We start from the raw sequence: 21,838 nt of genomic DNA, 5'->3' as shown, positions 1-21,838 counted from the left end.
GGGACCGCGGTACGGGGGGAGCGACGGCCTCCGTCCTACCGTGGGCGCATGACTGTGAACCGAGCCTTCGCCAGCGTCCTCTCCGACCGGCTCCCCGAGACACGCGACTTCTTCACCGGGCTGCTGGGCATGTCCGCCGTCTACGACAGCGACTGGTTCGTCTGCCTTCAGGACCCGGAGAACGCCGCGATGGAGCTGGGCATCTGGCGCCGGGACCACGAACTCGTCCCCGAGGCGTACCGGGGTGCTCCCTCGGGCACGATCCTCACCTTCGTCGTGGACGACGTCGAAGGGGTGTACGCGGCTGCGCTGGAGCAGGGTCGTGACGTCGTCGAGCCGCCGCGCAACACCTTCTACGGGCAGCGCAGCATGCTGATCAAGGACCCGAACGGGCAGTTGGTCGACGTCTCCACGCCCGTCGCCGAGATCGACGAGGAAGCGCTCCGGCACGGGGCGTGATGCGTACCGGCACCCGCCTGCGAGGTCCCGGCCACAGCGCTAGCCGCAGAACTCTGCCTCGATCAAGGCGCCCGTCCGGCCCGCCCAGTCGCCGTTGATGTTGAAAGCCGCGGTGTGCGTGCCGTCGGGTGTGGTGACTGCTGCCGAGCGTGAGCCCTGGATGGTGCCCTCGTGGCCCCAGACCGTCGTTCCGCAGGAGAGCTTCCGCTCGGTCAGGCCCAGGCCGTAGCGGTCACCCCCGTCGGCGGGCACGGTGTCCTTCATCTCCGCCAGCTGCCGGGGCGGAAGGACGTCCCCGGCCAGCAGCGCGCGCATGAAGCGCACCAGGTCGCCGGTGGAGGAGATCATCTCGCCGGAGGCGCCCGCGAGGGAGGGGCTGAGGGTGGTGACGTCGTGGACCCGGGCGTGCGGGCCGGAGCGGGAGAGGGTGGAGTACGCGCGGCCGTGCGGGCCGGGGATGTGGGCGGAGGTGCCGGGCAGCGAGGTGTCGCTCAGCTTCAGCGGCCGAATGAGCCTGCGTTCGACCTCCTGGGCGTACGGCCGCCCCGTCGCCGCTTCGATGACCATGCCGGCGAGCACGTAGTTGGTGTTGGAGTAGCGCCACTCGGTGCCCGGGGTGGAGGAGGGCGGGTGGGCGGTCGCCTTCCGTACGAGGGCGGCGGGGGTCTGCGTGTCGTAGCGGTGGGCGGGGAAGCCCTGTCCGAAGTAGGTGCGGTGCGTGCGGGGATCGGCGGTGAAGTCGTACACGCCGCTCGTGTGGCCCATGAGCTGGCGCACGGTGACACGCGAACCGTCGTGCCCGTTGCCCTGCAGCGTGCCGGGCAGCCACCGTTCGACGGTGTCGTCCAGCCTCAGCTTCCTCTCGGTTTCCAGCTGCAGCAGGACGGCGGCTATGAAGGGCTTGGTCAGGCTGCCGATGCGGAACCTGTCCTGGGCCAGGCGGGGACGGTGCGTGCCGCGGTCGGCCACACCGGCGGTGCCGTGCCACTTCCCGGCGCCGTCCTCTGCCTGCGCCAGCACACCGGGAGCGCCCGCCTGCCGGACCTCGGCGTCCATCGCGTCCTGTGTCGCGCCGTGCCCGTCCTCGGTGGCGGAGGAGGAGCTGACGGACAGGGCGGCCACAGCGGTGACCACCAGGGTGACGACGGTGGTGCGCACGGACATGCGCAGACTCTAGTGATCGGGCCTGCTCGCGCGCCATACGGCGAAGACGATCAGAGCGCAGCCCGCGTACTGGGTCGGAGTGGGACGTTCGGCGAGGAACCCGACGCCGAAGAGGAGCGCGAGGACAGGCTGAAGGAGCAGCAGCGTCGCGCCCTTGTCGGGGGAGAGGCGGGGCAGCGACGGGTTGATCAGCAGCCAGGCCAGCACCTGGCCCAGCAGCGCCACCGGTATCAGCCATCCCCAGGCGGGCCAGCCGGGGTCGGGGTCGACTCCCGTCCACAGGGAACCCACCACGCCGGCGGCGACGGCGGCCGACAGTGTGGACGCGCAGACAGGCAGCACCGTGTGCGGCCGTGGGAGTGTCCCGGCCGGTGCGTCGGGCAGGGCCTGTTCCCGGGTCCGGCCGGTGTCCCCGCCGAGGCGGATGAGGAAGAGGTATCCGGCGAAGGCGACACCCGCCGCCGTTCCGAACAGGGCACCGGAGAGGGGGTCGCTGCCGGGTTCCGGCCGTCCGAGCGCGCCGCTGGCCAGGGCGACGCCGGTCAGCAGTACGGGCGCGGTCAGCCAGAACCGCCGTGCGAGCCGCGCACCGGTCAGGAAGCGCGTCAGCAGCGGGAAGACGACGAGCTGGACGTTGAGCAGCAGTGTCGCCATGGAGGCCCCCAGAGCGTGGATGCTGTGCACCCAGCAGACGAAGTCCACGCCCAGCAGCAGGCCCGCTGCCAGGTCGAGGCCCAGCAGCCGGGACCGCCGCGGCCCCAGCCTGCGGTACTCCGCGTACGCCATCGGCGCCAGCACCACCAGGGCGAGCGCGCAGCGCAGGAAGGCGGCGGTGCCGGCGTTCACACCGGAGAGCTTGATGAACATCCCGGACGAGGACGTGCACGCCGCTCCGGCGACGATCATCAGTGCCGGGCCGGGCGGCGTCCGTCCGCCGCGTGCCTCCGCAGAGTGTGGGATGCGTGCCCCCGGAGGTCGTGAGCCGCTTCCCCGTTCTTCGTGACCGGGTGCCGTCGTCGCCATGCCAGTCACTCTGCCTGCCCGTAAGCAGAAGCAAAAGCGACGATTCCTCAGCTGTATTCGTCAGCTCTCCTTCATCTACATGCTCCGGCGTGTGTAGCGTTGCCCTCGTGCTGAATCTGGAGCGGCTGCGCGTGCTGCACGCGGTCGCGGTGCACGGCTCCGTAGCCCGCGCCGCGTCGGCGCTGCACGTCACCCCGTCCGGCGCCTCACAGCAACTGGGCAAGCTGGAGCGCGAGTCGGGGCACCGGCTGCTCGAACCGTACGGGCGCAGCGTGCGGCTCACCCACGCCGGAAGAGTCCTCGCCGAACGAGCGTCCCGCGTGGTCGCCGAGGCGGACGCGGCCGAGTCGGACCTGGCCGACCTGGACGAGGAGATCATCGGCCCGCTGCGCCTGGGAGGTGTGGGCAGTTCGCTGCGGGCGCTGCTGCCGGACGCACTCGGCTCGCTCACCGAGGCGCACCCCCGGCTCGTCCCCACGCTGGTGGACGGCGAGGCCGTCGACATGGTGCCGCTCCTTGCCCGCGGAGACCTCGACCTCCTGCTCGTCGAGAGCTGGGCCAACCGCCCGCTGACCCTGCCCGCCGGACTGGCCACCCGCACCCTCGCGGTCGAGGAGGTGCACCTCGCGCTCAGCGAGGAGCACCCGCTGGCCGGGTGCGGCTCGGTCGCCGTCGCTGAGCTGAGCGGGCAGGTGTGGGCGAGCTGTCCGGCCGGGACGGAGCCGTACGAGGCGCTGGTGCAGGCTGTGCGCGCGGCCGGCGGCGAGCCCGAAGTCCGCTACACCGTCACCGAGTTCGCAACACAGCTCGCGCTCGTCGCGCGTGGTCTGGCGGTCGCGCTGCTGCCCGAGATGGGGCAGCGGCCCGCTCCCGGAGGGGTGCGTTTCGTGCCCGTACGGCCCCGGCTGCGGCGCGAGGTGCTGGCGGCATGGCGGGCCCCGGGCGGCGACTCCGGGCCCGGTTCACGGTCCGGGCCCGGGTCCGGTTCAGGGTCCGCAGCCGGTTCCGGTTCAGGGTCCGCAGCCGGGCCCGGAGGGGCTCCGGTCATGAGCCCGGCCGCCAGTCCGGCCGTACGCGCGTGCGTCAGCGCGCTCGCGCAGAAGGAGCGGGACTGAGCGCCGGAGCGGTGCCGCCCTCCCACTCCCACTCCGATTCCCGCCCTTCGTGCCCGACCCCCGCAGGGCGGCGGCCCACCGTTCGTGCGCCTACGGCTTGGGCAGCAGCAGTTCGGTGTTGCGGTCGGTCGGGGTACCGGACAGCCCTTGGCGCGCGCCGGGAGCGTTGAAGGACAACTCCCGGTACAGGGAGGCCAGTCCCGTCCGTGAGAGGTCGCCGTAGTCGGTGCGTGCCGGTGCCGCCGATTCGATCAGGGTGGTGAACAGCGACAGCGTCCCGTCTCCGTTGTCGCTCACCTCCACCGTGCGCGCCAGCTGCGGGAAGTCGATGTGGGAGGCGGTGGAGATCTCCCAGAAGGTGCCGCGCGGCCTGATCCTGTTCTTGTGGCTGTGGCCGTTGATCCAGGCCAGTACGTGCGGGTTGTCGTGCAGCAGCGCGAGGAGTTCGGCGCCGCCCTCGGGGGTGGTGGTGCTGGTGTGATGGCTGAAGAGCAGTACGTACGCACCGGCGGACCGCTGCTCGCCCAGACGGCGCTCCAGCCACCTCAGCTGAGTCTCGCCGAGACTGCCGGCGTAGCCGCCGTCCCGCCGGGTCGTGTCCAGGCTGATGCCTGTCACGCCCTCGGCGACCCGGAAGGTGTAGTAGAGCCTGTCCTCGGCGAGATTGGCCTCCGTGTAGCCGTGACCCACCGGTCCCGCACCCGCGTGGCGCCGCCGCAGATGGGCGCGTATCCAGTCCTGCCGTGTGAAGGGCGCCCGCGCCGGGTCCGCGGTCACCGACCGCATCTCGCGGGAGCGCGTCAGTGAGCGCAGCAACTCCTTGAACTGCTCGCCCTTGGGGTCCGCGCCCTCCTCGACCGTCCGCCACAGCCGGGCTCCGGCGGCCTCGGAGTCCAGCCGCATCAGCTTCCTGCCGCCGACCGCGAAGTCGGTGAAGAAGCCGTCGCCGGCGAAGCAGCCGCCCGGGAGGGAGTCGTGGTTGCCGGACGTGGAGTACCAGGGAAGGGCCAGTCCGGGGCTGTCGACGTCCCGGATCGCGGCCCGCAGATAGCCATCGATCCGGGGGAAGCCCGACTCCTTGTCGTCGTCGCGCAGTTCGTCCTCGGGCTGCCAGTACATCTTCAGACCGCTGTCGTGCACGCCCTCGTAGACGGTCCTGTCGCCCGTGTTGGGGGTGATGCGGCCGCCGCTCATCGCCGTCAGGAACCAGTCGAGTTCGGCACGGCAGTTGTTGTCGGTGTTGTCGCCGGTGGTCACCACGAAGGACAGCGGCTCGCCCGTCGCCGGGCCGCCGCGCAGCCCGTTGACGCGTTCGACGAGCGAGACGGTGCCGGCGACGGACAGGGCCTCCTGCGGGCGCCAGGCGCTCTGCGTCTCGGACCGCAGATACTCGTAGCGCAGCGGGTGCTGCACGTCGACCATGTGCAGATCCGTGAACTGAACGAACGAGACCAGCGGTTTCCGCGTCTCCTCCCGCCGGCCTCCCGCCGGGGCGAGTTCCGTGCGTACGACCCGCTTCCAGCCCGGACCGTCCCCGAGCCGCCGGTATCCGCCCTCGCCCCGGCCGCGCGGTGTGGCCACCGAACTGAGCGTGGTGCCCTCCGGCGAGGGGGCGAGGGGTCTTGCGCGGGTGACGGGCGCCGCCGCGCGTGCCCGGGCCCGGGGGGCACGGGCGCCGGCCGTCCGTGACGGTGCGGGCTGACCGGCGCTCGCTGTGCCGTCGCTCAGCCCCCAGCCGGCTCCCAGCCCGGCGGCCGTGCCGGCCGCGCCGGCGGCGAGGAGGGTGCGGCGGTGGAGCAGACGGTTCTGCGGTCGGCTGCTGCGGTGCATGCGGAAGCCTCTCCTGGTACGGACGCGACGCGGGGCGCCGGCGGGACCGGGCCGTGCGGACGGTCCCGCCCACCAGGGATGTTTGGCACCGGGAGTGGCGTGCGGCTGAACGACGGCGGAACGCGGCACGCCCATCGCCGTTCATGGATCACGGCCTCGTGCGCAGGTCACCGGCCTCTCGCCGCCCTCTCGCCGCGTCGCGGCACGCCGCTCACCCGCTGTTCACCCGCCGGGGAAGGGACGGCTCACCGGGACGCGGCGGGGAGGGGCACCGCCCGTGTGCACCGCGCGTGCGCAAGTCGCGTGGAAGGATGGCCGAACGACGACACCGTGAGACCGCTAGAGCAGGGGAGAGCACCAGGTGCCTGGCACGAATCTGACACGCGAGGAGGCGCGCGAGCGAGCACGACTGCTCACCGTCGACTCCTACGAGATCGAGCTGGATCTCAGCGGGGCGCAGGACGGAGGTACCTTCCGTTCGCGGACGCTCGTGCGCTTCGAGGCCGCCGAGTCCGGTGCCGCCTCCTTCATCGACCTGGTGGCCCCCGCGGTCCACGAGATCACCCTGAACGGCAGCCCGCTGGAGCCCGGGGAGGTCTTCGCCGACTCCCGCATCGCGCTGCCGGGGCTGGAGGCGGGCCCCAACGAACTGGTCGTGACGGCCGACTGCGCGTACACCAACACCGGTGAGGGCCTGCACCGGTTCGTCGACCCGGTCGACCAGCAGGCGTATCTCTACACCCAGTTCGAGGTGCCGGACGCCCGGCGGGTCTTCGCCAGCTTCGAACAGCCGGATCTGAAGGCCGCTTTCCGGTTCACCGTGCGGGCACCCGAGGGATGGACGGTGATCTCCAACTCGCCGACCCCCGAACCCGAGGGCGAGGTCTGGCGCTTCGAGCCGACGCCGCGCATCTCCTCATACATCACTGCGCTCATCGTCGGCCCGTACCACAGCGTGCACAGCACCTGGGAGGGCGAGGGACGCAGCGTGCCGCTGGGCATCTACTGCCGCCCCTCCCTGGCCGAACACCTCGACGCCGAGGCGCTCTTCGCGGTCACCCGGCAGGGCTTCGACTGGTTCGAGGAGAAGTTCGACTTCCCCTACCCGTTCGCGAAGTACGACCAGCTCTTCGTCCCCGAGTTCAACGCGGGCGCGATGGAGAACGCGGGCGCGGTCACCATCCGGGACCAGTACGTCTTCCGCTCCAAGGTCACGGACGCCGCGTACGAGACCCGCGCGGAGACGGTCCTGCACGAGCTGGCCCACATGTGGTTCGGCGATCTGGTCACCATGGAGTGGTGGAACGACCTGTGGCTGAACGAGTCGTTCGCCACCTACACCTCCATCGCCTGCCAGGCGCACGCTCCCGGCTCCCGCTGGCCGCACGCCTGGACCAGCTTCGCCAACCAGATGAAGACCTGGGCGTACCGGCAGGACCAACTGCCCTCCACGCACCCGATCATGGCCGAGATCCGCGACCTGGACGACGTCCTGGTCAACTTCGACGGGATCACCTACGCCAAGGGCGCGTCCGTCCTGAAGCAACTCGTCGCCTACGTGGGCATGGACGAGTTCTTCAGCGGCGTGCAGACCTACTTCAAGCGTCACCAGTGGGGCAACACACGCCTGGAGGACCTGCTCGGCGCGCTGGAGGAGACCTCGGGCCGCGACCTGACGGCCTGGTCGAAGGCGTGGCTGGAGACCGCCGGAATCAACGTGCTGCGCCCTCAGATCGAGACCGACGGCTCGGGCACCGTCACCTCCTTCGCCGTCCTCCAGGAGGCCCCCGACCTGCCGGCCGGCGCCACCGGCCAGCCGACGCTGCGTCCGCACCGCATCGCTGTCGGCGCGTACGAACTCCAGGGCGGCAAGCTCGTGCGTACGGACCGCATCGAGCTGGACGTGGACGGCGCGCGCACCGAGGTGCCCGGACTGACGGGCCGCACACGCCCGGCCGTCGTTCTCCTCAACGACGACGACCTGTCCTACGCCAAGGTCCGGCTGGACGCCGAGTCGCTGGCGACCGTCACCCGGCACCTGGGCGACTTCACCGAGTCGCTGCCCCGCGCGCTGTGCTGGGCCTCCGCCTGGGACATGACGCGCGACGCCGAACTGCCCGCTCGTGACTACCTCGACCTGGTGCTGTCCGGCATCGTCAAGGAGTCCGACATCGGCGTCGTCCAGTCGCTGCAGCGGCAGGTCAAGCTCGCTCTCGACCTGTACGCCGACCCGGAGTGGCGCGAGACGGGCCTCACCCGCTGGTCGGACGCGGCGCTGGAGCATCTGCGGGCCGCGGCTCCCGGCAGCGACCACCAGCTCGCCTGGGCCCGTGCCTTCGCCTCCACCGCCCGTACGGACGCCCAACTGGCGCTGCTGGAGGGGCTGCTGGCAGGCACCGAGAGCATCGGGGGACTGGCGGTCGACACCGAACTGCGCTGGGCGCTGCTGCAGCGCCTGGCCGCGACCGGCCGTGCCGGGGAGAAGGAGATCACGGCCGAGCTGGAGCGCGACGCCACCTCGGCGGGCGAGCGTCACGCGGCGACGGCACGTGCCGCGCGTCCCACGGCCGAGGCCAAGGCGGAGGCGTGGAGGTCGGTGGTGGGCAGCGGGGCGTCGGACGCGGAGGCCGGCCTGCCCAACGCCGTGCAGGAAGCCGTCATCGGCGGGTTCCTCCAGACCGACCAGCGGGAGCTGCTCGCGCCGTACAGCGAGAAGTACTTCGAGGTCGTCAAGGACGTCTGGGAGACCCGCAGCCACGAGATGGCCCAGCAGATCGCGGTCGGTCTCTACCCGACCCTCCAGGTCTCCCGGCAGACCCTCGACGCGACCGACAACTGGCTGGCGACGGCGGTGCCGGGCGCGGCGCTGCGCCGTCTGGTGACCGAGTCCCGTGCGGGCGTCGAGCGCGCGCTGCGCGCGCAGGAGGCGGACGCGGCGGCGGCCTGAGCACATGTGAAGGGGCGCCGCGTCGGGCGGCGCCCCTTGTGCGACGGCCGTGTGCCGGGCCGTCCGGCGGCCCCCCGCACGGACGGTCGACCCGTCAACCGGCCCTCTGTGCTCCCGTGCAGGGCCCCGGCACCCCGCGAGCTGTCCGCACCCGCAGCCCCGAAGGCCCCCGGTACGAGCCGGGGGCCTCCGTGTGGGGGGTTGCGATGGTGCTGTTCAGGCGTGGTGCTTGGTTCTGCCAGGCGTGGTGCTGGTGTGTGCTCGCGCAGGTACGGGCGTACGTGCGCGGGCCGGACCGGCGGGTGCCGGACCGGTCACTTGGCGAAGGCCGCCTGGTCGAAAGCAGCGCTCGCCACGCCGTTGGCCCACAGGGACTGGACCTGGGCGGCCTCGTTCGCGTCCGGCGTGTCGTTGGTGCAGGAGGTGCCGGGGCCACCGCCGGACATCAGCTCGCTGCAGGGGCCCTCGTAGTGGTCCGGGAGACCGAGGACGTGGCCTGTCTCGTGCGAGACGACGCGGTTGGAGTCGTACTGCTGGTTCTGGGCGTAGTCCAGGAAGATGTACCCGTTGCCGTGGCCGTCGGTGGAGGCGTACGAGCCGCGCGGGTCGTCCCCCTCGCGGTAGTCGAAGCTTGCGTTGCCGCCCTCGGCGAGCTGCACGTTGGAGACGGCCGCGTTCCACACGGCGGTGCTGTTCGCGATCTCACCGGCGAAGGTGGGTGCCCCGCTGGCGTCGTAGTTGACGGTGACGGCCTGGATGCCGGGCTTGGCGGCCTGCTTCTTCAGGGCGTCCTTCACGACGGCGTTGAAGAAGGCCTCGTTGGCCTTGTTCGACTCGCCGACGAATCCGGTGCGGGTGGTGCTGCTCTTGGCCGCGGCGTCGTCCGGGGTCGCGGCCGACGCGGGCATGGCGCCCAGGCCGAGTGCCAGGCCGAGGCCGAGCGCCGCGGAGATTGCCGTGGAGCGATAACGCATGGGGGGTCTCCTTGTGGGTCCGTAATGCCGTGGCCGCTCAAGGTGGGGTGCGACCGCGTCACTGCCGGAAGAACTCCTGCCGGGGAAGAGTCTGTTCGACATGGCGGCGGAAGGGATGATGGCAGGTGGTGATAGTGCCGGAGCATCACCCGGTGATGTGCCGCCGGGAGGACCCCGGGACGTCTGGTGTGTCATGCGCACGCGCAGTTATGCTCGGTGTGTGGAGCTCGAAGTCAGGCATCTTCGTGCGCTGTGCGCCATCGCCGAGACGGGCAGTGTGCACAAGGCCGCCCGTCAACTCGGCATGACCCAACCCTCCTTGACGACCCAGCTCCGCCGCATCGAACAGGCCGTGGGAGGCCGGCTGTTCTCCCGCGAGCGTACTGGCAGCACGCCCACGGCCCTCGGCCGGTTCGTGCTCTGCCGCGCGCGGCCCCTCGTGGCGGAGATGACCGCCCTGGTCAGTGAGGCCAGGGCGGCGGCAGGGCGCACGGGCGGCGAGGCCCTGCGCATCGGAAGCACCGGCTCTCCCGCCGTGCCGGGCTGGCTGCGCCGGCTGCGCGCCCGGCTTCCGGAGGCCGACACCACTTTCCACATGGACCCCTCCGCGCACAACCTTCTGAGCAAGGTCGCCGAGGGCGAACTCGACGCCGCCTTCGTGCACGAGGTGGAGGGCTCACCGCTGCGCATACCGGACGGCCTGAAGGTGCACGTACTCGTGGAGCGCGAACCGCAGTTCGTGGCGATGTCGGCCACCCACTCCGTCGCCGCGCACTCGGTGCTCGACCTCACCGACCTCGCCCACGAGCGCTGGATGGTGGACCCGACGGCCGACGGCGAATGGGCCGGGCTGCGCAGGGTGTTCGCAGAGGCGGGCATCAGCCCGCGCGTGGTGCACGGCGACAACCTCGCCCAGGCCGACCTCGTCGCCGCGGGGGAAGTCGTCGTGCCGTGCCAGCCCACCGCGGCCGTCCGCCCCGGCTGGGTCATACGGCCGCTGCGGGGCGATCCGCTGGCCGTCCGGCTGCTGCTGGCGACTCCCGAGGCGACACCCGGCACCGCTCCCGTGCTCGAACCGCAGGCCCTTCTGTCCGACCTGGAGTCCGCCTACCGGGAAGCGGCATGGGCCAGCGACGCCTACCGCCACTGGCTCCAACGCCACGACGACGCCTCGTCGTTGCCGTTCAGCGTGGTGGCGTAGGGCCCCGTCCCCCCGCGCGCGAGCCCGTCCCCGCACGCGAGCCCGTCACGGCGTCCGCGTCCGCGCCGCCGCCGCGTCGCAGCTCTGTGCGCGCAGCGCGCGCGCCAGGTCGTCACGCGACTCCAGGATCAGCCGGCGCAGCGCGGGCGCGGCGTCCTCGTGGGCGTCCAGCCACGCGTCCGTCGCGTCCAGGGTGGCCCGGTCGCCCTGGAGGCCCGGGTACAGGCCCCGTACGACCGCCATCGCGATCTCGATCGAACGCGTACGCCAGATCTCCTCCAGCGCCTCGAAGTACGGCGCGGCGTACGGTGCGGTCAGCTCCCGCTGCCCCGGCTGGGCGAAACCGGAGATCGTGGCCTCCACAAGGGCGTTGGAGAGCCGGTCCGAGGTCATCACCGCGTTCCACGCCTCCGCCTTGACCCGCGCGGAGGGACGGGCCGCCAGGCAGCGCACGTGGTGCCGCTTGCCGGACGCGGTGTCGTCGCGTGCCAGCTCGGCGTCCAGGGCCGTGGAGTCGGCCGCGCCCCGCGCGGCCAGCGACTCCAGGAACGTCCAGCGCAGCTCCTGGTCGATCTCCAGCCCGTCGATGCGCGCGGATGCCCTGCCGCCGGTGCCCGGCGTCCCCAGCAGCCCCTGCAGCAGCCGCAGATCCTTCTCGTCCGAGGCGACGGCGGCGAACAGCCGTGCCCAGGCGAGCTGATGGCCGCTGCCCGGCGCGGCCAGCCGCAGCTGGGTCAACGCGGCCTCGGCCAGGGCCCGTTCCCCCTCCTCGCGCCAATCCGGCGCCGCATAGTGGGTGATCGCGGAACGGCTCCACGCGTGCAGCATCTGCAGCACGCCGATGTCCGACTCGCCGCCCGCGAAGGTGAGCACCATCGTGACGAAGTCCCGGGCGGGCATGAGTCCGTCCCGCGTCAGGTTCCACATCGCCGACCAGCACAGCGCGCGGGAGAGGTTGGGGTTGTGGGCGTCGTCGTCACCGCCGCCGGGGACGGACGCGGGGACGAGCTCCCCGAGATGCGAGCGCAGCGTGGCCAGCGAGACCTCGTCCAGACGGGTCTTGCAGTACGTCAGGTCGTCGTCGTTGACGAGCACCAGATCGGGCCGTTCGGCGCCCGCCAGCTCCGGCACGACCGTGCGGGCGCCGGTGACGTCCGTCTCCGCCCGCGCGTAGCGCACCAGCCGGCGCTCGGCGGGGTCCCGCCGGTAGAGGCCCACGGCGACACGGTGCGGCCGGAGCACCGGGTGGGTCTCCTGGGCCTCCTGGAGCACGGCCAGCTCGGTGACCATCCCGTCGGCGTCACAAGTGACCTGCGGCGTCAGGGAGTTCACCCCCGCAGTCTGCAGCCAGGCCCGCGACCACTCCTCCATGTCACGGCCGGAGGTCTCGGCGAGGACCGCCAGCAGGTCCGCCAGCGTGGTGTTGCCCCACGCGTGGCGCTGGAAGTACCGCCGGGCTCCCTCAAGGAACGTCTCGCGGCCCACGTAGGCGACGAGCTGCTTGAGCACGGAGGCGCCCTTGGCGTAGGTGATCCCGTCGAAGTTGAGCTTGGCGTCCTCCAGGTCGCGGATGTCGGCCGTGACGGGGTGCGTGGAGGGGAGCTGATCGGCCCGGTACGCCCAGGACTTGCGCCGGTTGGCGAAGGTGATCCAGCCGTCCTCGAAGCGCGTCGACTCCACCAGGGCCAGCGCGCCCATGAAGTCGGCGAAGGACTCCTTGAGCCACAGGTCGTCCCACCACTCCATGGTGACCAGATCGCCGAACCACATGTGCGCCATCTCGTGCAGGACGACGTTCGCCCGGTTCTCGTACGACGCCCGCGTGACCTTGCCGCGGAAGACGAACTCCTCCCGGAAGGTGACCAGGCCCGGGTTCTCCATCGCCCCGATGTTGTACTCCGGGACGAAGGCCTGGTCGTACTTCCCGAACGGATAGGGGAAGCCGAAGTGGTCGTGGAAGAAGTCCAGTCCCTGCTTGGTGACGGTGAAGATGTCGTCCGCGTCGAAGTACTTGGCCAGGCCCTTGCGGCACAGCGCACCGAGCGGGATCTCCAGCTCGGGTCCGTCCGGCCCGAAGGAGCGCCGGTAGGTGTCCGTGACGTGGTGGTAGGGCCCGGCGACGACGGCCGTGATGTAGGTGGAGACGGGCTCGGTGCGCTCGAAGTGCCAGACGGCGGCCGCGCCTTCGTCGAGGGGCTGCGGTTCGCCGCGCCGCGCGCCGTTGCTCAGTACGGTCCACCGGGCGGGCGCGGTGACGGTGAAGTCGAAGCGGGCCTTGAGGTCGGGCTGCTCGAAGTTGGCGAAGACCCTGCGGGCGTCGGCGGGTTCGTACTGCGTGTAGAGGTAGACCTCGCCGTCCTCCGGGTCGAGGAAGTGGTGCAGGCCCTCGCCCGTACGGCTGTAGGCGCAGGCCGCGTCGACGGTCAGTTCGTTCTCGGCGGCGAGGGAGTCGAGGGCGATGCGGGCGCCGTCGAAGACGGTGTCGACCGGCAGCGAGCGGCCGTTGAGGGTCACGGAGTGCACCGAGGGCGCCACGAGGTCGGCGAAGGCCGACGCGCCCGGCTCCGCGCAGCGGAAGCGGATGGTCGTGGTCGAGCGGAACGTGCGGGGGCCGTCCGGGGGCGGGGGAGCGGTCGCCGAGCGCAGGTCCAGTGCCACCTCGTAGCCGTCCACGGTCAGCAGACCGGCCCGCCGCTGTGCCTCGTCACGGGTCAGGTTCTCTCCGGGCACGGCATGGCTCCCTCTCTCGGATGACGGCCGGCTCCACGGTCTTCCGGCGACGCACTGAAGCATTTCACGAGGCACACGGCGCGCACACGCGGGAATGGCGGCGCGGACTCGCGCGTTGGTCCCATCGCCCGACCTTTCACCGCTGCCGAGGAGAGCGTGGCCATGACGGAGAAGACTGTCGCCGACTTCTGGTTCGACCCCAGGTGCCCCTGGGCCTGGCTGACCTCCCGCTGGATGCTGGAGGTGGAGAAGGTCCGGCCGGTCCGGGTCCGGTGGCACGTGATGAGCCTGGCCGTGCTGAACGAGGACAAGCTGGACGAGCTGCCCGAGCGGTACCGCGAGATGCTCTCCAGCGCCTGGGGCCCGGTCCGGGTGTGCGTCGCCGCCGAGCAGAAGTACGGAGCCGAAGCCCTCGGCCCGCTCTACACGGCCCTGGGCACCCGCTTCCACAACCGCGGCAGGGAGCAGTCGCGTGAGGTCCTCGAGGAGGCCCTGAAGGAGGCAGGACTGCCCGCCGAGCTGGCCGACGCGGCCGACTCCGCCCAGTACGACGAGGCGCTCCGGGCCTCGCACAAGGAGGGCATCGACCTGGTCGGGCAGGACGTGGGCACCCCCGTCATCGCGGTGCCCGGCGCGGACGGCAGCCGTACGGCGTTCTTCGGCCCGGTGGTCACACCGGCGCCCAAGGGCGAGGCGGCGGCCAGGCTCTGGGACGGCACGCTGATGGTGGCCTCCACGCCCGGCTTCTTCGAGATCAAGCGCACCCGGGACGTGGGCCCCGTCTTCGACGACTGAGCCGCGCCCGTGCCGTACGGGCCCGCCGGTACGGGCCGTCACGAGCAGGAGGGCCCCGTACGTCACGTCCGTACGGGGCCCTCCCTCTTCTCCCGCCTGCCCGGTGAAAGGTGAGAAGACGATCACGAGGGCAGGAGGTTCACGGGCGCCGCTACGGCGCCAGCAGCAGGTTGTTCGCCCGCTGCTTCGCGGCGGTGTAGCGGCGGCTGACGTCCTGCCAGTTCACGACGCGCCACATCGCCTCGACGAAGTCGACCTTCTGGTTGCGGTACTGGAGATAGAAGGCGTGCTCCCAGGCGTCGAAGACGAGGAGGGGGACGCTGCCCTGGCCGACGTTGCCCTGGTGGTCGTAGACCTGCTCCACGATGAGCCGCCCGGTGACCGGCTCGTAGGCCAGCACGCCCCAGCCCGAGCCCTGTGTGGTGGCCGCCGCCTTGGACATGTGGGCCTTGAAGCGGCCGAAGGAGCCGAAGGATTCGGCGATGGCGTCGGCCAGCTCTCCCGTGCCGTCCTTCTCCAGCGGCTCGCCTCCCCCGTCGCCGGTCATGTTCTGCCAGTAGACGGTGTGCAGGATGTGGCCGGAGAGGTGGAAGGCCAGGCTCTTCTCCAGGCCGTTTACCGCGCTCCACTGGTCCGCGTCGCGCGCCTCGGCGAGCTGGTCGAGGGTGTCGTTGGCGCCCTTCACATAAGCGGCGTGGTGCTTGTCGTGGTGCAGTTCGATGATCTCGCCGCTGATGACGGGTTCCAGCGAGGAGTAGTCGTAGGGCAGTTCAGGCAGCGTGTACAAGGCCATATGCGTTCCCCTCTTACTATTGCATATTACTTGCAAGAAGAACGTAGCAGCAACAGGAACGCGGAGAGCGGAGCGGACCCGCCGTGGGGTTCCGCTCCGCTCTCCGCGCTCTCGTTCCGCCGCCGGTCTGCCCGCCCGGACGGCGTGGCCGCTCACTCCTCCCGGCTGTCGGCCTCCTCCCCGCCGGCCGTACCGGTACGGGCCCCGCCCGGCAGCGCCTTCTGCCGCACCAGCCCGACCACCATCAGCGTCAGCGTCAGCCCGGCGGTGAAGGCGAGCTGGGTACGGGTGTCGCCCTCGCGCAGCATCAGCCCCAGCACCGTGAGGATGCCCAGCACGGCCACCCACGTCAGCACCGGGAAGGCCCACATCCGCACCACCAGCTTCTCGGGCTCCTCCCGCTCCAGACGGCGCCGGGTGACGAGCTGGGAGACGGCGATGAACCCCCACACCACGAGGATGGCGGCGCCCACCATGTTCAGCAGCCACCGGAAAACGGTCTCGGGCCACCAGAAGTTCAGCAGCACGGCGACGAAGCCGAAGGCGGAGGATGCCACCACGGCCGGGCGGGGAACCCCGCCGGAGCTGACCCTGCCCAGGAAGCGAGGACCCTGGCCGCGGTCGATCAGCGAGAAGGCCATGCGGGAGGCGCCGTAGATGTTGGCGTTCATGGCCGAGAGCAGAGCGATCAGCACGACGGTGTTCATCACCTGTCCGGCGCCGGGGATGCCGAGGTGGTCCAGTACGGCCGCGTACGGGCCGGAGAGCACCGACTTCTCGTCCCACGGGATCAGCGTGACGATCACCATCATCGAGCCCACGTAGAAGATCGCGATGCGCCACATGGCGGTGCGCACCGCCTTGGCGACGCCGCCCACCGGGTCCTCGGACTCGGCCGCCGCGATGGTCACCGTCTCCAGGCCGCCGTAGGCGAAGATCGAGGCGAGCAGACCGACGACGAGCCCGTTCGTCCCGGCGGGCAGGAAGCCGCCCTGGCCGGTGAGGTTGGACATGCCGGGCGCGTCGGTGCCCGGCAGCAGCCCGACGACGGCGACGAGGCCCAGCAGCAGGAAGGCCGTGATCGCGAAGACCTTCAGAGCCGCGAACCAGAACTCGGTCTCGCCGAAGTTGCGTACGGCCACCAGATTGGTGACACAGAACACCGTCATGAACAGCGCGACCCACATCCAGGCGCCGCTGCCGGGAATCCAGCCGGTCATGATGTCCGCCGCGGCGGTCGCCTCGGTCGCGATGGCGACGCACAGCAGCACCCAGTAGATCCAGCCCGCGGTGAAGCCGGCCCACGGGCCCAGCGCGCGCTCCGCGTGCACGGAGAAGGAGCCGGAGGCCGGGTTCGCCGCGGACATCTCACCCAGCATGCGCATCACCAGCATGACGAGGAGGCCGGATGCCGCGTAGGCGAGGACGATCGACGGGCCCGCCGCGGCGATGCCCGCCCCGGAACCGACGAACAGGCCGGCCCCGATCACTCCCCCCAGAGCGATCATGGAAAGGTGGCGCTGCTTGAGGCCGTGGGCCAGCACGGGCCGTTCCGTGCCGGTTGTGGAGCCTTCGCCCGGGCTCGGGGGCGGAGCCTCGGAGAGGTCGGTGCGGGTCATGAAAGGGCCGTTCCTGAGGGAGACTTCGTATGGTCGATTCGTGCTCGGGCCAGTCTCGGCGGCGGCTTCCGGCACATCAAAACCGCCCCCGCGCGTTCCGGGATGCGGACGCCCCCTTCACACGAAGTGACCGCGCGGGCGGTGTGCGTTTTCCGTCACGTGGACGGCGTCTGCTTTGTCGTGGGAGGCCGCGCTGCGCGAACATGGTCCGGCTGGAGCCGGACAGTTCGCACACCGCTGGCCCCGGCCCGTACACATCCCCGTACATCCCCGACACCCAGACCCGGAGTAGCCCGATGAGCGCCCTCACCCCTGCCGCCGACCCGCGCCCCGGCAACGTACTCGCCGACCTGCTGCCGGCTGCCCCGGCCTCCGCCGGCGGCGCCCGCGCGCGCGTCCGCGACGCCGTGCTGATAACCGGCGGCGCAGCGCTGACCGGCGTCGCCGCCCAGCTCGCCGTCCCGGTTCCCGGATCGCCGGTCCCGGTGACGGGCCAGACCTTCGCGGCTCTGCTCGTCGGCGCGGGGCTGGGCGCCGGACGGGGCTTCATGGCCTTGGCGCTGTACACGCTGGCGGGTGTCGCCGGGATGCCGTGGTTCGCCGAGGCGGAGTCGGGCGCGGGGATGCCGTCCTTCGGGTACGTGCTCGGGATGCTGCTGGCGGCGACGGTCGTCGGCGCCCTGGCGCGGCGCGGCGGTGACCGGGGCGTGCTGCGTACGGCCGGGACGATGGCGGTCGGCATGGCCCTCACCTACGCGGTGGGCGTGCCCTACCTCGCCCTGGCCACGGGGATGTCGGCGGCCGAGGCGGTGGCGGCGGGCCTGGTGCCCTTCCTCGTCGGGGACCTGCTCAAGGCGGCGCTCGCGATGGGGGCGCTGCCGGGCGCCTGGAAGCTGGTCGGACGTCGCGGCTGACTGAACGCTGCGGGAACGGGCCGAACGGGCCGAACGGGTCTGAACGGGCCTGAACGGGGCCGGGCGGCATGCCGGTTCGAGCCGGCATGCCGCCCGGCATGTTCCGCCCCTGCCGTCCTCCCGCCTGCCCGGGCGGGTGTGACGAGGGAGGTCACGGGCGGTCACGCGGCACCCCGGGAGGCGTCATAGACTCCACCCCATGCGCGTGTACCTCGGCTCCGATCATGCGGGCTACGAACTGAAGAACCACCTCGTCGAATGGCTGAAGTCCGCGGGACACGATCCCGTCGACTGCGGCCCCCACATCTACGACGCCGCCGACGACTACCCGCCCTTCTGTCTGCGTGCCGCCGAGTGCGCGGCGCAGGACAGCGAGGCTCTCGGCATCGTTGTCGGCGGTTCCGGCAACGGCGAGCAGATGGCGGCGAACAAGGTCAAGGGCGTGCGCTGCGCCCTGGCGTGGAGCGCCCAGACCGCTTCGCTGGCCCGCGAGCACAACAACGCCAACGTCGTCAGCGTCGGTGCGCGGATGCACACCACCGAAGAGGCCGTGAAGCTGGTGGAGACCTTCCTGAACACGTCCTTCTCGGACGAGGAACGGCACGTGCGCCGTATCGACATGCTCTCCGCGTACGAGATCACGGGCCACCTTCCGCCCGTACCCGCCCACCACCCGGAGTCCTGACCCGTATGCCCGAAGGGCACACGATCCACCGGCTCGCGCGGGACCTGCGGGAGCGGTTCGGCGGCCGGAGGGTGCGGGCCGCCAGCCCGCAGGGGAAGTTCTCCGACGGGGCGGCCCTGCTCGACGGCCGGGTCCTCTCGGCCGCCGACGCCCACGGCAAGCACCTCTTCCTCGGCTTCGGGGGGACGGGCTGGGTCCATGTACACCTGGGCCTGTACGGCAAGTTCACCCTCGGTGCGGGTGAGGCGCCCGCGCCGGTCGGGCAGGTGCGGCTCAGGCTCGTGGGCGGGCGCGGGAGCGGCGGCGTCTTCGCGGACCTGCGCGGGCCCACGCGCTGCGAGCTGATCACCGGTGCCGGCAAGCAGGCCGTCGAGGACCGGCTGGGGCCCGATCCGCTGCGCGAGGACGCCGACCCCGGGGCTGCCTGGTCCCGGATCTCCCGCAGCCGCACGACCGTGGCCGCCCTGCTGATGGACCAGAAGGTCGTCGCGGGAGTCGGCAACGTCTACCGTGCCGAGGTCCTCTTCCGGCAGGGCATCGATCCGTACCGTGCGGGCCGCGACCTGAACCGCGGTGAATGGGACGCGACATGGGCGGACCTTGCCGGGCTGATGCGTGAGGGCGTACGTGACAACCGCATCGACACCGTGCGCCCCCAGCACACCCCGGAAGCGATGGGACGCGCCCCCCGCGTCGACGACCACGGCGGTGAGGTCTACGTCTACCGCCGGGCCGGCCGCGCGTGCCATGTCTGCGGCGACGAGATCCGCACCGCCGGTCTGGCGGCGCGCAACCTCTTCTGGTGTCCCACCTGTCAGCCGAGCCGGGCCGCGCCTCCCTCTGTGCCTCCCCACGGGCCTCACACGCCTCGCCGCCCCGCCCGCCGGCCGGTCTGAGGCCCGCTGCCGGCCCGGTGCCGGCCCGTCGTGGCGCCGTCCGCGCCCGTCCGCGCCCGGTCGGTTTCGACGCCTCAGAAGCCGTGCGGCAGCCATGGCGCCGGGTCCGAGGCGAAGGCGCCCGACGCGGCGCTGAGCGCCCCCGCACGGGGCTCCCGGACCCGGCCGGCCTCCGCCAGCGCGCGCAAGGTCGTCCCGCCGAGATAGGCGGCGCCCAACTCCCGCACGGACAAGGCAAGTTCGGCTGCATCGCCGGTGCGCTCGCACGCCGCGCCGGTGCGGTCCCCCGTCAGCCGCCAGCGGCCCGCGTTCCAGGGGCAGAACTCGTCCGTGACGTCGAGGACCACGTCGACGGGGGAGGAGTACGTACGAGCCGCCAGGGCCGCCCCCACCTCGACCGGCCGCAGGAAGAGCGAGTCCCGCCAGCGCGGACGGCACAGGCGGACGTCGTCCCCGGTCATGTGCAGCCAGGCGTCGTCCACGGGACGGTTGCGCACCCGCAGCACGGGCATCAGGTCGATACTGAAGAGATGGCGCCACAGCGCGCCGTAGGACGCCGTGTCCAGTGCCTCCAGATCGCGCAGCAGGACGCTGCCCCGGGGGACGTCTCGCTCGTCCCACTCGCCCTTGACCTCGTAGCGGGCGTAGCCGCGCACCTCGCCGTCTCCGTCCTCGGCCAGCACGCACCTCAGCGGGGTGTCGCCGTGCCGGTCCTCAGGCGGGTCCAGCAGGGGAAGCCGCTCCCAGCCGGGGGCGCGTTCGAGCATGCCGGGGCGCTCGGGGACCCGGCGTGCGTACACGGCTTCGCACGCGTCCAGCACCGAGCCGGGGTCGGCGGCCTGCCGCAGCCGTATCCCGTCCGAGGCGGGCGGCACCTGGAGAGTGATGCGGCCGGTGTCGATCTCGGCCGCGAGCTTGCGCGTCGCCATGCCGTACCCGAACCGGCCGTAGATGCGCGGCTCGGAGGCCGTGAGTACCGACAGGGGTTCGTTTCCGGCCGCCCGTGTCTCGTCCAACTGGCGGCGCATCAGGGCGCGGAGGAGGCCGCGTCTGCGGTGCGTGGCCGCCACGTGGACCATCGACAGACCGGCGGCGGGCACGGCTGCGCCGCCGGGCACCGTCATCCTGAAGGAGATCAGGCTGCTCGAGCCCACGACTTCGCCGCGGTCCCAGACAGCGACCGACCGATCGATTTCGGTCAACTCCCGGAACAGCTCGCGGTCGTGTCCGGCCTCCCCGAAAGCCCGGAGAATTCCGTCGTACCAGATGTCCCATTCCCCGGCGTGCAGCGACCGCAGCTCTGTCGTCATGCGGCATCTCTAGCAGGGCCTTTGGGAATGGGCGAACATGTTTCCGGAGCACCGAGGGCCGGTGCACGTGCGTATGCACGGTCCCTTGTGCGTGCACGTCGATTACGGAATCGACGCACTGGTCAAAGGGTCGATAAGGTCCGTCGGCATGGCGGTACGTCGTCCGAGCCTCACACCCCCCAAGGCCCGGTTGCACAGGGCGCGCAAGGCGCTGCACCGGGCCCGCACAGGGGTGCGCCGTTCCGCCGTGGACTACTTCCGCGGGGGCGTCTCGGACTGGCTCGCCCTCAGCGCGCTGCTGCTCACCGTCCCCGCGTTGACGTTCCTGACCGTCCGGATGCCGCTGTGGTGCGCCCCGGAGGCGCTCGTGCTGCCTCTCATCGCGGGCGGGCTGCTGCTGCGGCCCGCGAGCCTTCTGGCGCTGTACGCCTCGACGGCGGTCGCCCTGATCGTGGAGTCGGCGATGCTGGGGCCGTACCAGGACGGTGCGGGCCGGGTCACGCCCGGCACCATCCTGGTGGTGGCCACGGCGGGGCTGTCCGGGCTGCTCATCGCGCAGTTCCGCAGCCGGGTCGGAGTGCCCTGGCGGCGCGGCGGCACCATGCTCTTCGACCTCCGCGAACGCATCCGCGTGCAGAGCAAGCTGCCCAAGCTGCCGCGCGGCTGGCACCGGGAGATGGCGCTGCGGCCCGCGGGCGGCCAGTCCTTCTCCGGCGACTTCGTCGTGGCGGCGCGCACCGGCCCGGGGGAGCGCACGCTGGAGGTCGTACTGACGGACGTGTCGGGCAAGGGCATGGACGCCGGCTCGCGCGCCCTGCTGCTCTCCGGCGCCTTCGGGGGGCTGCTCGGCTCACTGCCGCCGCACGCCTTCCTGCCCGCCGCCAACGGCTATCTGCTGCGCCAGGACTGGGACGAGGGCTTCGCCACCTCGGTCCACCTCGTACTGGACCTGGACAGCGGTGACTACGAACTCTTCTCCGCCGGGCACGTCCCGGCGCTGCAGAGGGGCGCGGGCACCGGCAAGTGGGAGGAGAAGACGGGCGACGGTCCGCTGCTGGGCGTCTACGGCGGTGCCCAGTTCGACCCCGTCAAGGGGACCCTGCACCGCGGCGATGTGCTGATGCTCTTCACCGACGGCCTCGTGGAGACCGCCGAGAGGGATCTGGCCGACGGCCTCGACCGGTTGACCGGCGAGGCGGACCGCCATGTGACCTCCGGCTTCCAGGGCGCCGCGTGGCACCTGATCGAGAGGGTGGCCCGCGACGTGAACGACGACCGCGCGCTGCTGCTCCTCTGCCGCGACTGACCTCGCCCCGGCCGGTTCCCGGTTCTCTGCGCCCCGTACCCGGACGGACGACACGGCCCGGCACGGGGGAGAGGGAC

At 71.8% G+C, this 21,838-nt stretch carries 17 protein-coding genes; 9 read left to right on the top strand and 8 right to left on the bottom strand.

Features of this window, described 5'->3' with window-relative positions:
- The first annotated feature begins 48 nt into the window (after positions 1-48).
- Complete coding sequence (locus H343_RS0115095; protein ID WP_028431834.1) at positions 49-459, top strand: VOC family protein; 411 nt, start codon at positions 49-51, stop codon at positions 457-459.
- 39 nt (positions 460-498) lie between these two features.
- Here the strand turns inward: H343_RS0115095 and H343_RS0115090 are convergent, their stop codons facing one another.
- Together H343_RS0115090 and H343_RS0115085 are read right to left on the bottom strand one after the other, a co-directional pair.
- Positions 499-1,623: a serine hydrolase domain-containing protein gene (locus H343_RS0115090; protein ID WP_028431833.1), complete on the bottom strand. Its 1,125-nt coding sequence runs from the start codon at positions 1,621-1,623 to the stop codon at positions 499-501.
- 9 nt (positions 1,624-1,632) lie between these two features.
- Entirely contained in the window at positions 1,633-2,529 is an 897-nt protein-coding gene (locus H343_RS0115085) for a DMT family transporter (protein WP_037903844.1), read from the bottom strand.
- 224 nt (positions 2,530-2,753) lie between these two features.
- On the opposite strand from H343_RS0115085, the gene H343_RS30785 reads away from it, so the two are divergent.
- The gene (locus H343_RS30785; protein WP_051265283.1) at positions 2,754-3,761 is read left to right on the top strand and encodes a LysR family transcriptional regulator; all 1,008 of its coding nucleotides are present in this window, start codon (positions 2,754-2,756) and stop codon (positions 3,759-3,761) included.
- 90 nt (positions 3,762-3,851) lie between these two features.
- Here H343_RS30785 and H343_RS0115075 read toward each other — a convergent pair whose 3' ends face one another.
- Positions 3,852-5,591, bottom strand: a complete 1,740-nt coding sequence (locus tag H343_RS0115075) for a TIGR03767 family metallophosphoesterase (protein WP_028431831.1) — start codon at positions 5,589-5,591, stop codon at positions 3,852-3,854.
- Positions 5,592-5,952: 361 nt separating this feature from the next.
- Between H343_RS0115075 and pepN (H343_RS0115070) the strand changes: the two genes are divergently transcribed.
- Positions 5,953-8,538, top strand: coding sequence for an aminopeptidase N (gene pepN / locus H343_RS0115070; RefSeq protein ID WP_028431830.1), 2,586 nt, complete (start codon positions 5,953-5,955; stop codon positions 8,536-8,538).
- Between the two features lie 314 nt (positions 8,539-8,852).
- Here pepN (H343_RS0115070) and snpA read toward each other — a convergent pair whose 3' ends face one another.
- Positions 8,853-9,512, bottom strand: coding sequence for a snapalysin (gene snpA, locus H343_RS0115065; protein WP_028431829.1), 660 nt, complete (start codon positions 9,510-9,512; stop codon positions 8,853-8,855).
- Positions 9,513-9,705: 193 nt separating this feature from the next.
- Here snpA and H343_RS0115060 point away from each other — a divergent pair, with 193 nt between their 5' ends.
- A complete protein-coding gene (locus H343_RS0115060; protein ID WP_037903842.1) occupies positions 9,706-10,713 on the top strand; it encodes a LysR family transcriptional regulator in 1,008 nt (335 codons plus the stop codon).
- A gap of 45 nt (positions 10,714-10,758) precedes the next feature.
- Here H343_RS0115060 and pepN (H343_RS0115055) read toward each other — a convergent pair whose 3' ends face one another.
- Positions 10,759-13,443, bottom strand: coding sequence for an aminopeptidase N (gene pepN, locus H343_RS0115055; protein ID WP_028431827.1), 2,685 nt, complete (start codon positions 13,441-13,443; stop codon positions 10,759-10,761).
- 162 nt (positions 13,444-13,605) lie between these two features.
- Here pepN (H343_RS0115055) and H343_RS0115050 point away from each other — a divergent pair, with 162 nt between their 5' ends.
- Positions 13,606-14,238 carry a mycothiol-dependent nitroreductase Rv2466c family protein gene (locus tag H343_RS0115050; protein ID WP_028431826.1) on the top strand — a complete coding sequence of 211 codons (633 nt, stop codon included), beginning with the start codon at positions 13,606-13,608 and terminating at the stop codon, positions 14,236-14,238.
- 151 nt (positions 14,239-14,389) lie between these two features.
- Here the strand turns inward: H343_RS0115050 and H343_RS0115045 are convergent, their stop codons facing one another.
- Both H343_RS0115045 and H343_RS30780 read right to left on the bottom strand, forming a co-directional pair.
- On the bottom strand, positions 14,390-15,031 hold the full coding sequence (locus H343_RS0115045; RefSeq protein ID WP_028431825.1) for a superoxide dismutase: 642 nt from the start codon (positions 15,029-15,031) through the stop codon (positions 14,390-14,392).
- Between the two features lie 152 nt (positions 15,032-15,183).
- Positions 15,184-16,650, bottom strand: coding sequence for an amino acid permease (locus H343_RS30780; RefSeq protein ID WP_051265281.1), 1,467 nt, complete (start codon positions 16,648-16,650; stop codon positions 15,184-15,186).
- A gap of 296 nt (positions 16,651-16,946) precedes the next feature.
- On the opposite strand from H343_RS30780, the gene H343_RS0115035 reads away from it, so the two are divergent.
- The 3 genes from H343_RS0115035 (at position 16,947) to H343_RS30775 (ending at position 19,145) form a co-directional block, all read left to right on the top strand.
- On the top strand, positions 16,947-17,564 hold the full coding sequence (locus H343_RS0115035) for a biotin transporter BioY (protein WP_028431824.1): 618 nt from the start codon (positions 16,947-16,949) through the stop codon (positions 17,562-17,564).
- A 199-nt stretch (positions 17,565-17,763) separates the two neighbouring features.
- The gene (locus tag H343_RS0115030; protein WP_028431823.1) at positions 17,764-18,249 is read left to right on the top strand and encodes a ribose-5-phosphate isomerase; all 486 of its coding nucleotides are present in this window, start codon (positions 17,764-17,766) and stop codon (positions 18,247-18,249) included.
- Positions 18,250-18,254: 5 nt separating this feature from the next.
- Complete coding sequence (locus H343_RS30775; RefSeq protein ID WP_051265279.1) at positions 18,255-19,145, top strand: DNA-formamidopyrimidine glycosylase family protein; 891 nt, start codon at positions 18,255-18,257, stop codon at positions 19,143-19,145.
- Between the two features lie 74 nt (positions 19,146-19,219).
- Here the strand turns inward: H343_RS30775 and H343_RS0115020 are convergent, their stop codons facing one another.
- Positions 19,220-20,455 (bottom strand): GNAT family N-acetyltransferase, encoded by a 1,236-nt coding sequence (locus H343_RS0115020; protein ID WP_028431822.1) that lies wholly within the window; start codon positions 20,453-20,455, stop codon positions 19,220-19,222.
- Positions 20,456-20,603: 148 nt separating this feature from the next.
- Between H343_RS0115020 and H343_RS0115015 the strand changes: the two genes are divergently transcribed.
- The gene (locus H343_RS0115015) at positions 20,604-21,761 is read left to right on the top strand and encodes a PP2C family protein-serine/threonine phosphatase (protein ID WP_028431821.1); all 1,158 of its coding nucleotides are present in this window, start codon (positions 20,604-20,606) and stop codon (positions 21,759-21,761) included.
- Positions 21,762-21,838 lie beyond the last annotated feature (77 nt).

This window comes from Streptomyces sp. TAA204 (genome assembly GCF_000424965.1).
The sequence above is the reverse complement of the archived record's forward strand: the minus strand, read 5'-3'. Positions and strand labels throughout refer to the sequence as shown.

Coding starts and splice junctions, on each gene's coding strand:
- H343_RS0115050 (WP_028431826.1), top strand. CDS start 13,606: ATGACGGAGAAGACTGTCGCCGACTTCTGGTTCGACCCCAGGTGCCCC.
- H343_RS0115015 (WP_028431821.1), top strand. CDS start 20,604: ATGGCGGTACGTCGTCCGAGCCTCACACCCCCCAAGGCCCGGTTGCAC.
- H343_RS0115090 (WP_028431833.1), bottom strand. CDS start 1,623: ATGTCCGTGCGCACCACCGTCGTCACCCTGGTGGTCACCGCTGTGGCC.
- H343_RS0115045 (WP_028431825.1), bottom strand. CDS start 15,031: ATGGCCTTGTACACGCTGCCTGAACTGCCCTACGACTACTCCTCGCTG.
- H343_RS30775 (WP_051265279.1), top strand. CDS start 18,255: ATGCCCGAAGGGCACACGATCCACCGGCTCGCGCGGGACCTGCGGGAG.
- H343_RS0115020 (WP_028431822.1), bottom strand. CDS start 20,455: ATGACGACAGAGCTGCGGTCGCTGCACGCCGGGGAATGGGACATCTGG.
- H343_RS0115060 (WP_037903842.1), top strand. CDS start 9,706: ATGCGCACGCGCAGTTATGCTCGGTGTGTGGAGCTCGAAGTCAGGCAT.
- H343_RS0115030 (WP_028431823.1), top strand. CDS start 17,764: ATGCGCGTGTACCTCGGCTCCGATCATGCGGGCTACGAACTGAAGAAC.
- H343_RS0115085 (WP_037903844.1), bottom strand. CDS start 2,529: ATGATCGTCGCCGGAGCGGCGTGCACGTCCTCGTCCGGGATGTTCATC.
- snpA (WP_028431829.1), bottom strand. CDS start 9,512: ATGCGTTATCGCTCCACGGCAATCTCCGCGGCGCTCGGCCTCGGCCTG.
- H343_RS0115095 (WP_028431834.1), top strand. CDS start 49: ATGACTGTGAACCGAGCCTTCGCCAGCGTCCTCTCCGACCGGCTCCCC.
- H343_RS0115035 (WP_028431824.1), top strand. CDS start 16,947: ATGAGCGCCCTCACCCCTGCCGCCGACCCGCGCCCCGGCAACGTACTC.
- H343_RS0115075 (WP_028431831.1), bottom strand. CDS start 5,591: ATGCACCGCAGCAGCCGACCGCAGAACCGTCTGCTCCACCGCCGCACC.
- H343_RS30780 (WP_051265281.1), bottom strand. CDS start 16,650: ATGACCCGCACCGACCTCTCCGAGGCTCCGCCCCCGAGCCCGGGCGAA.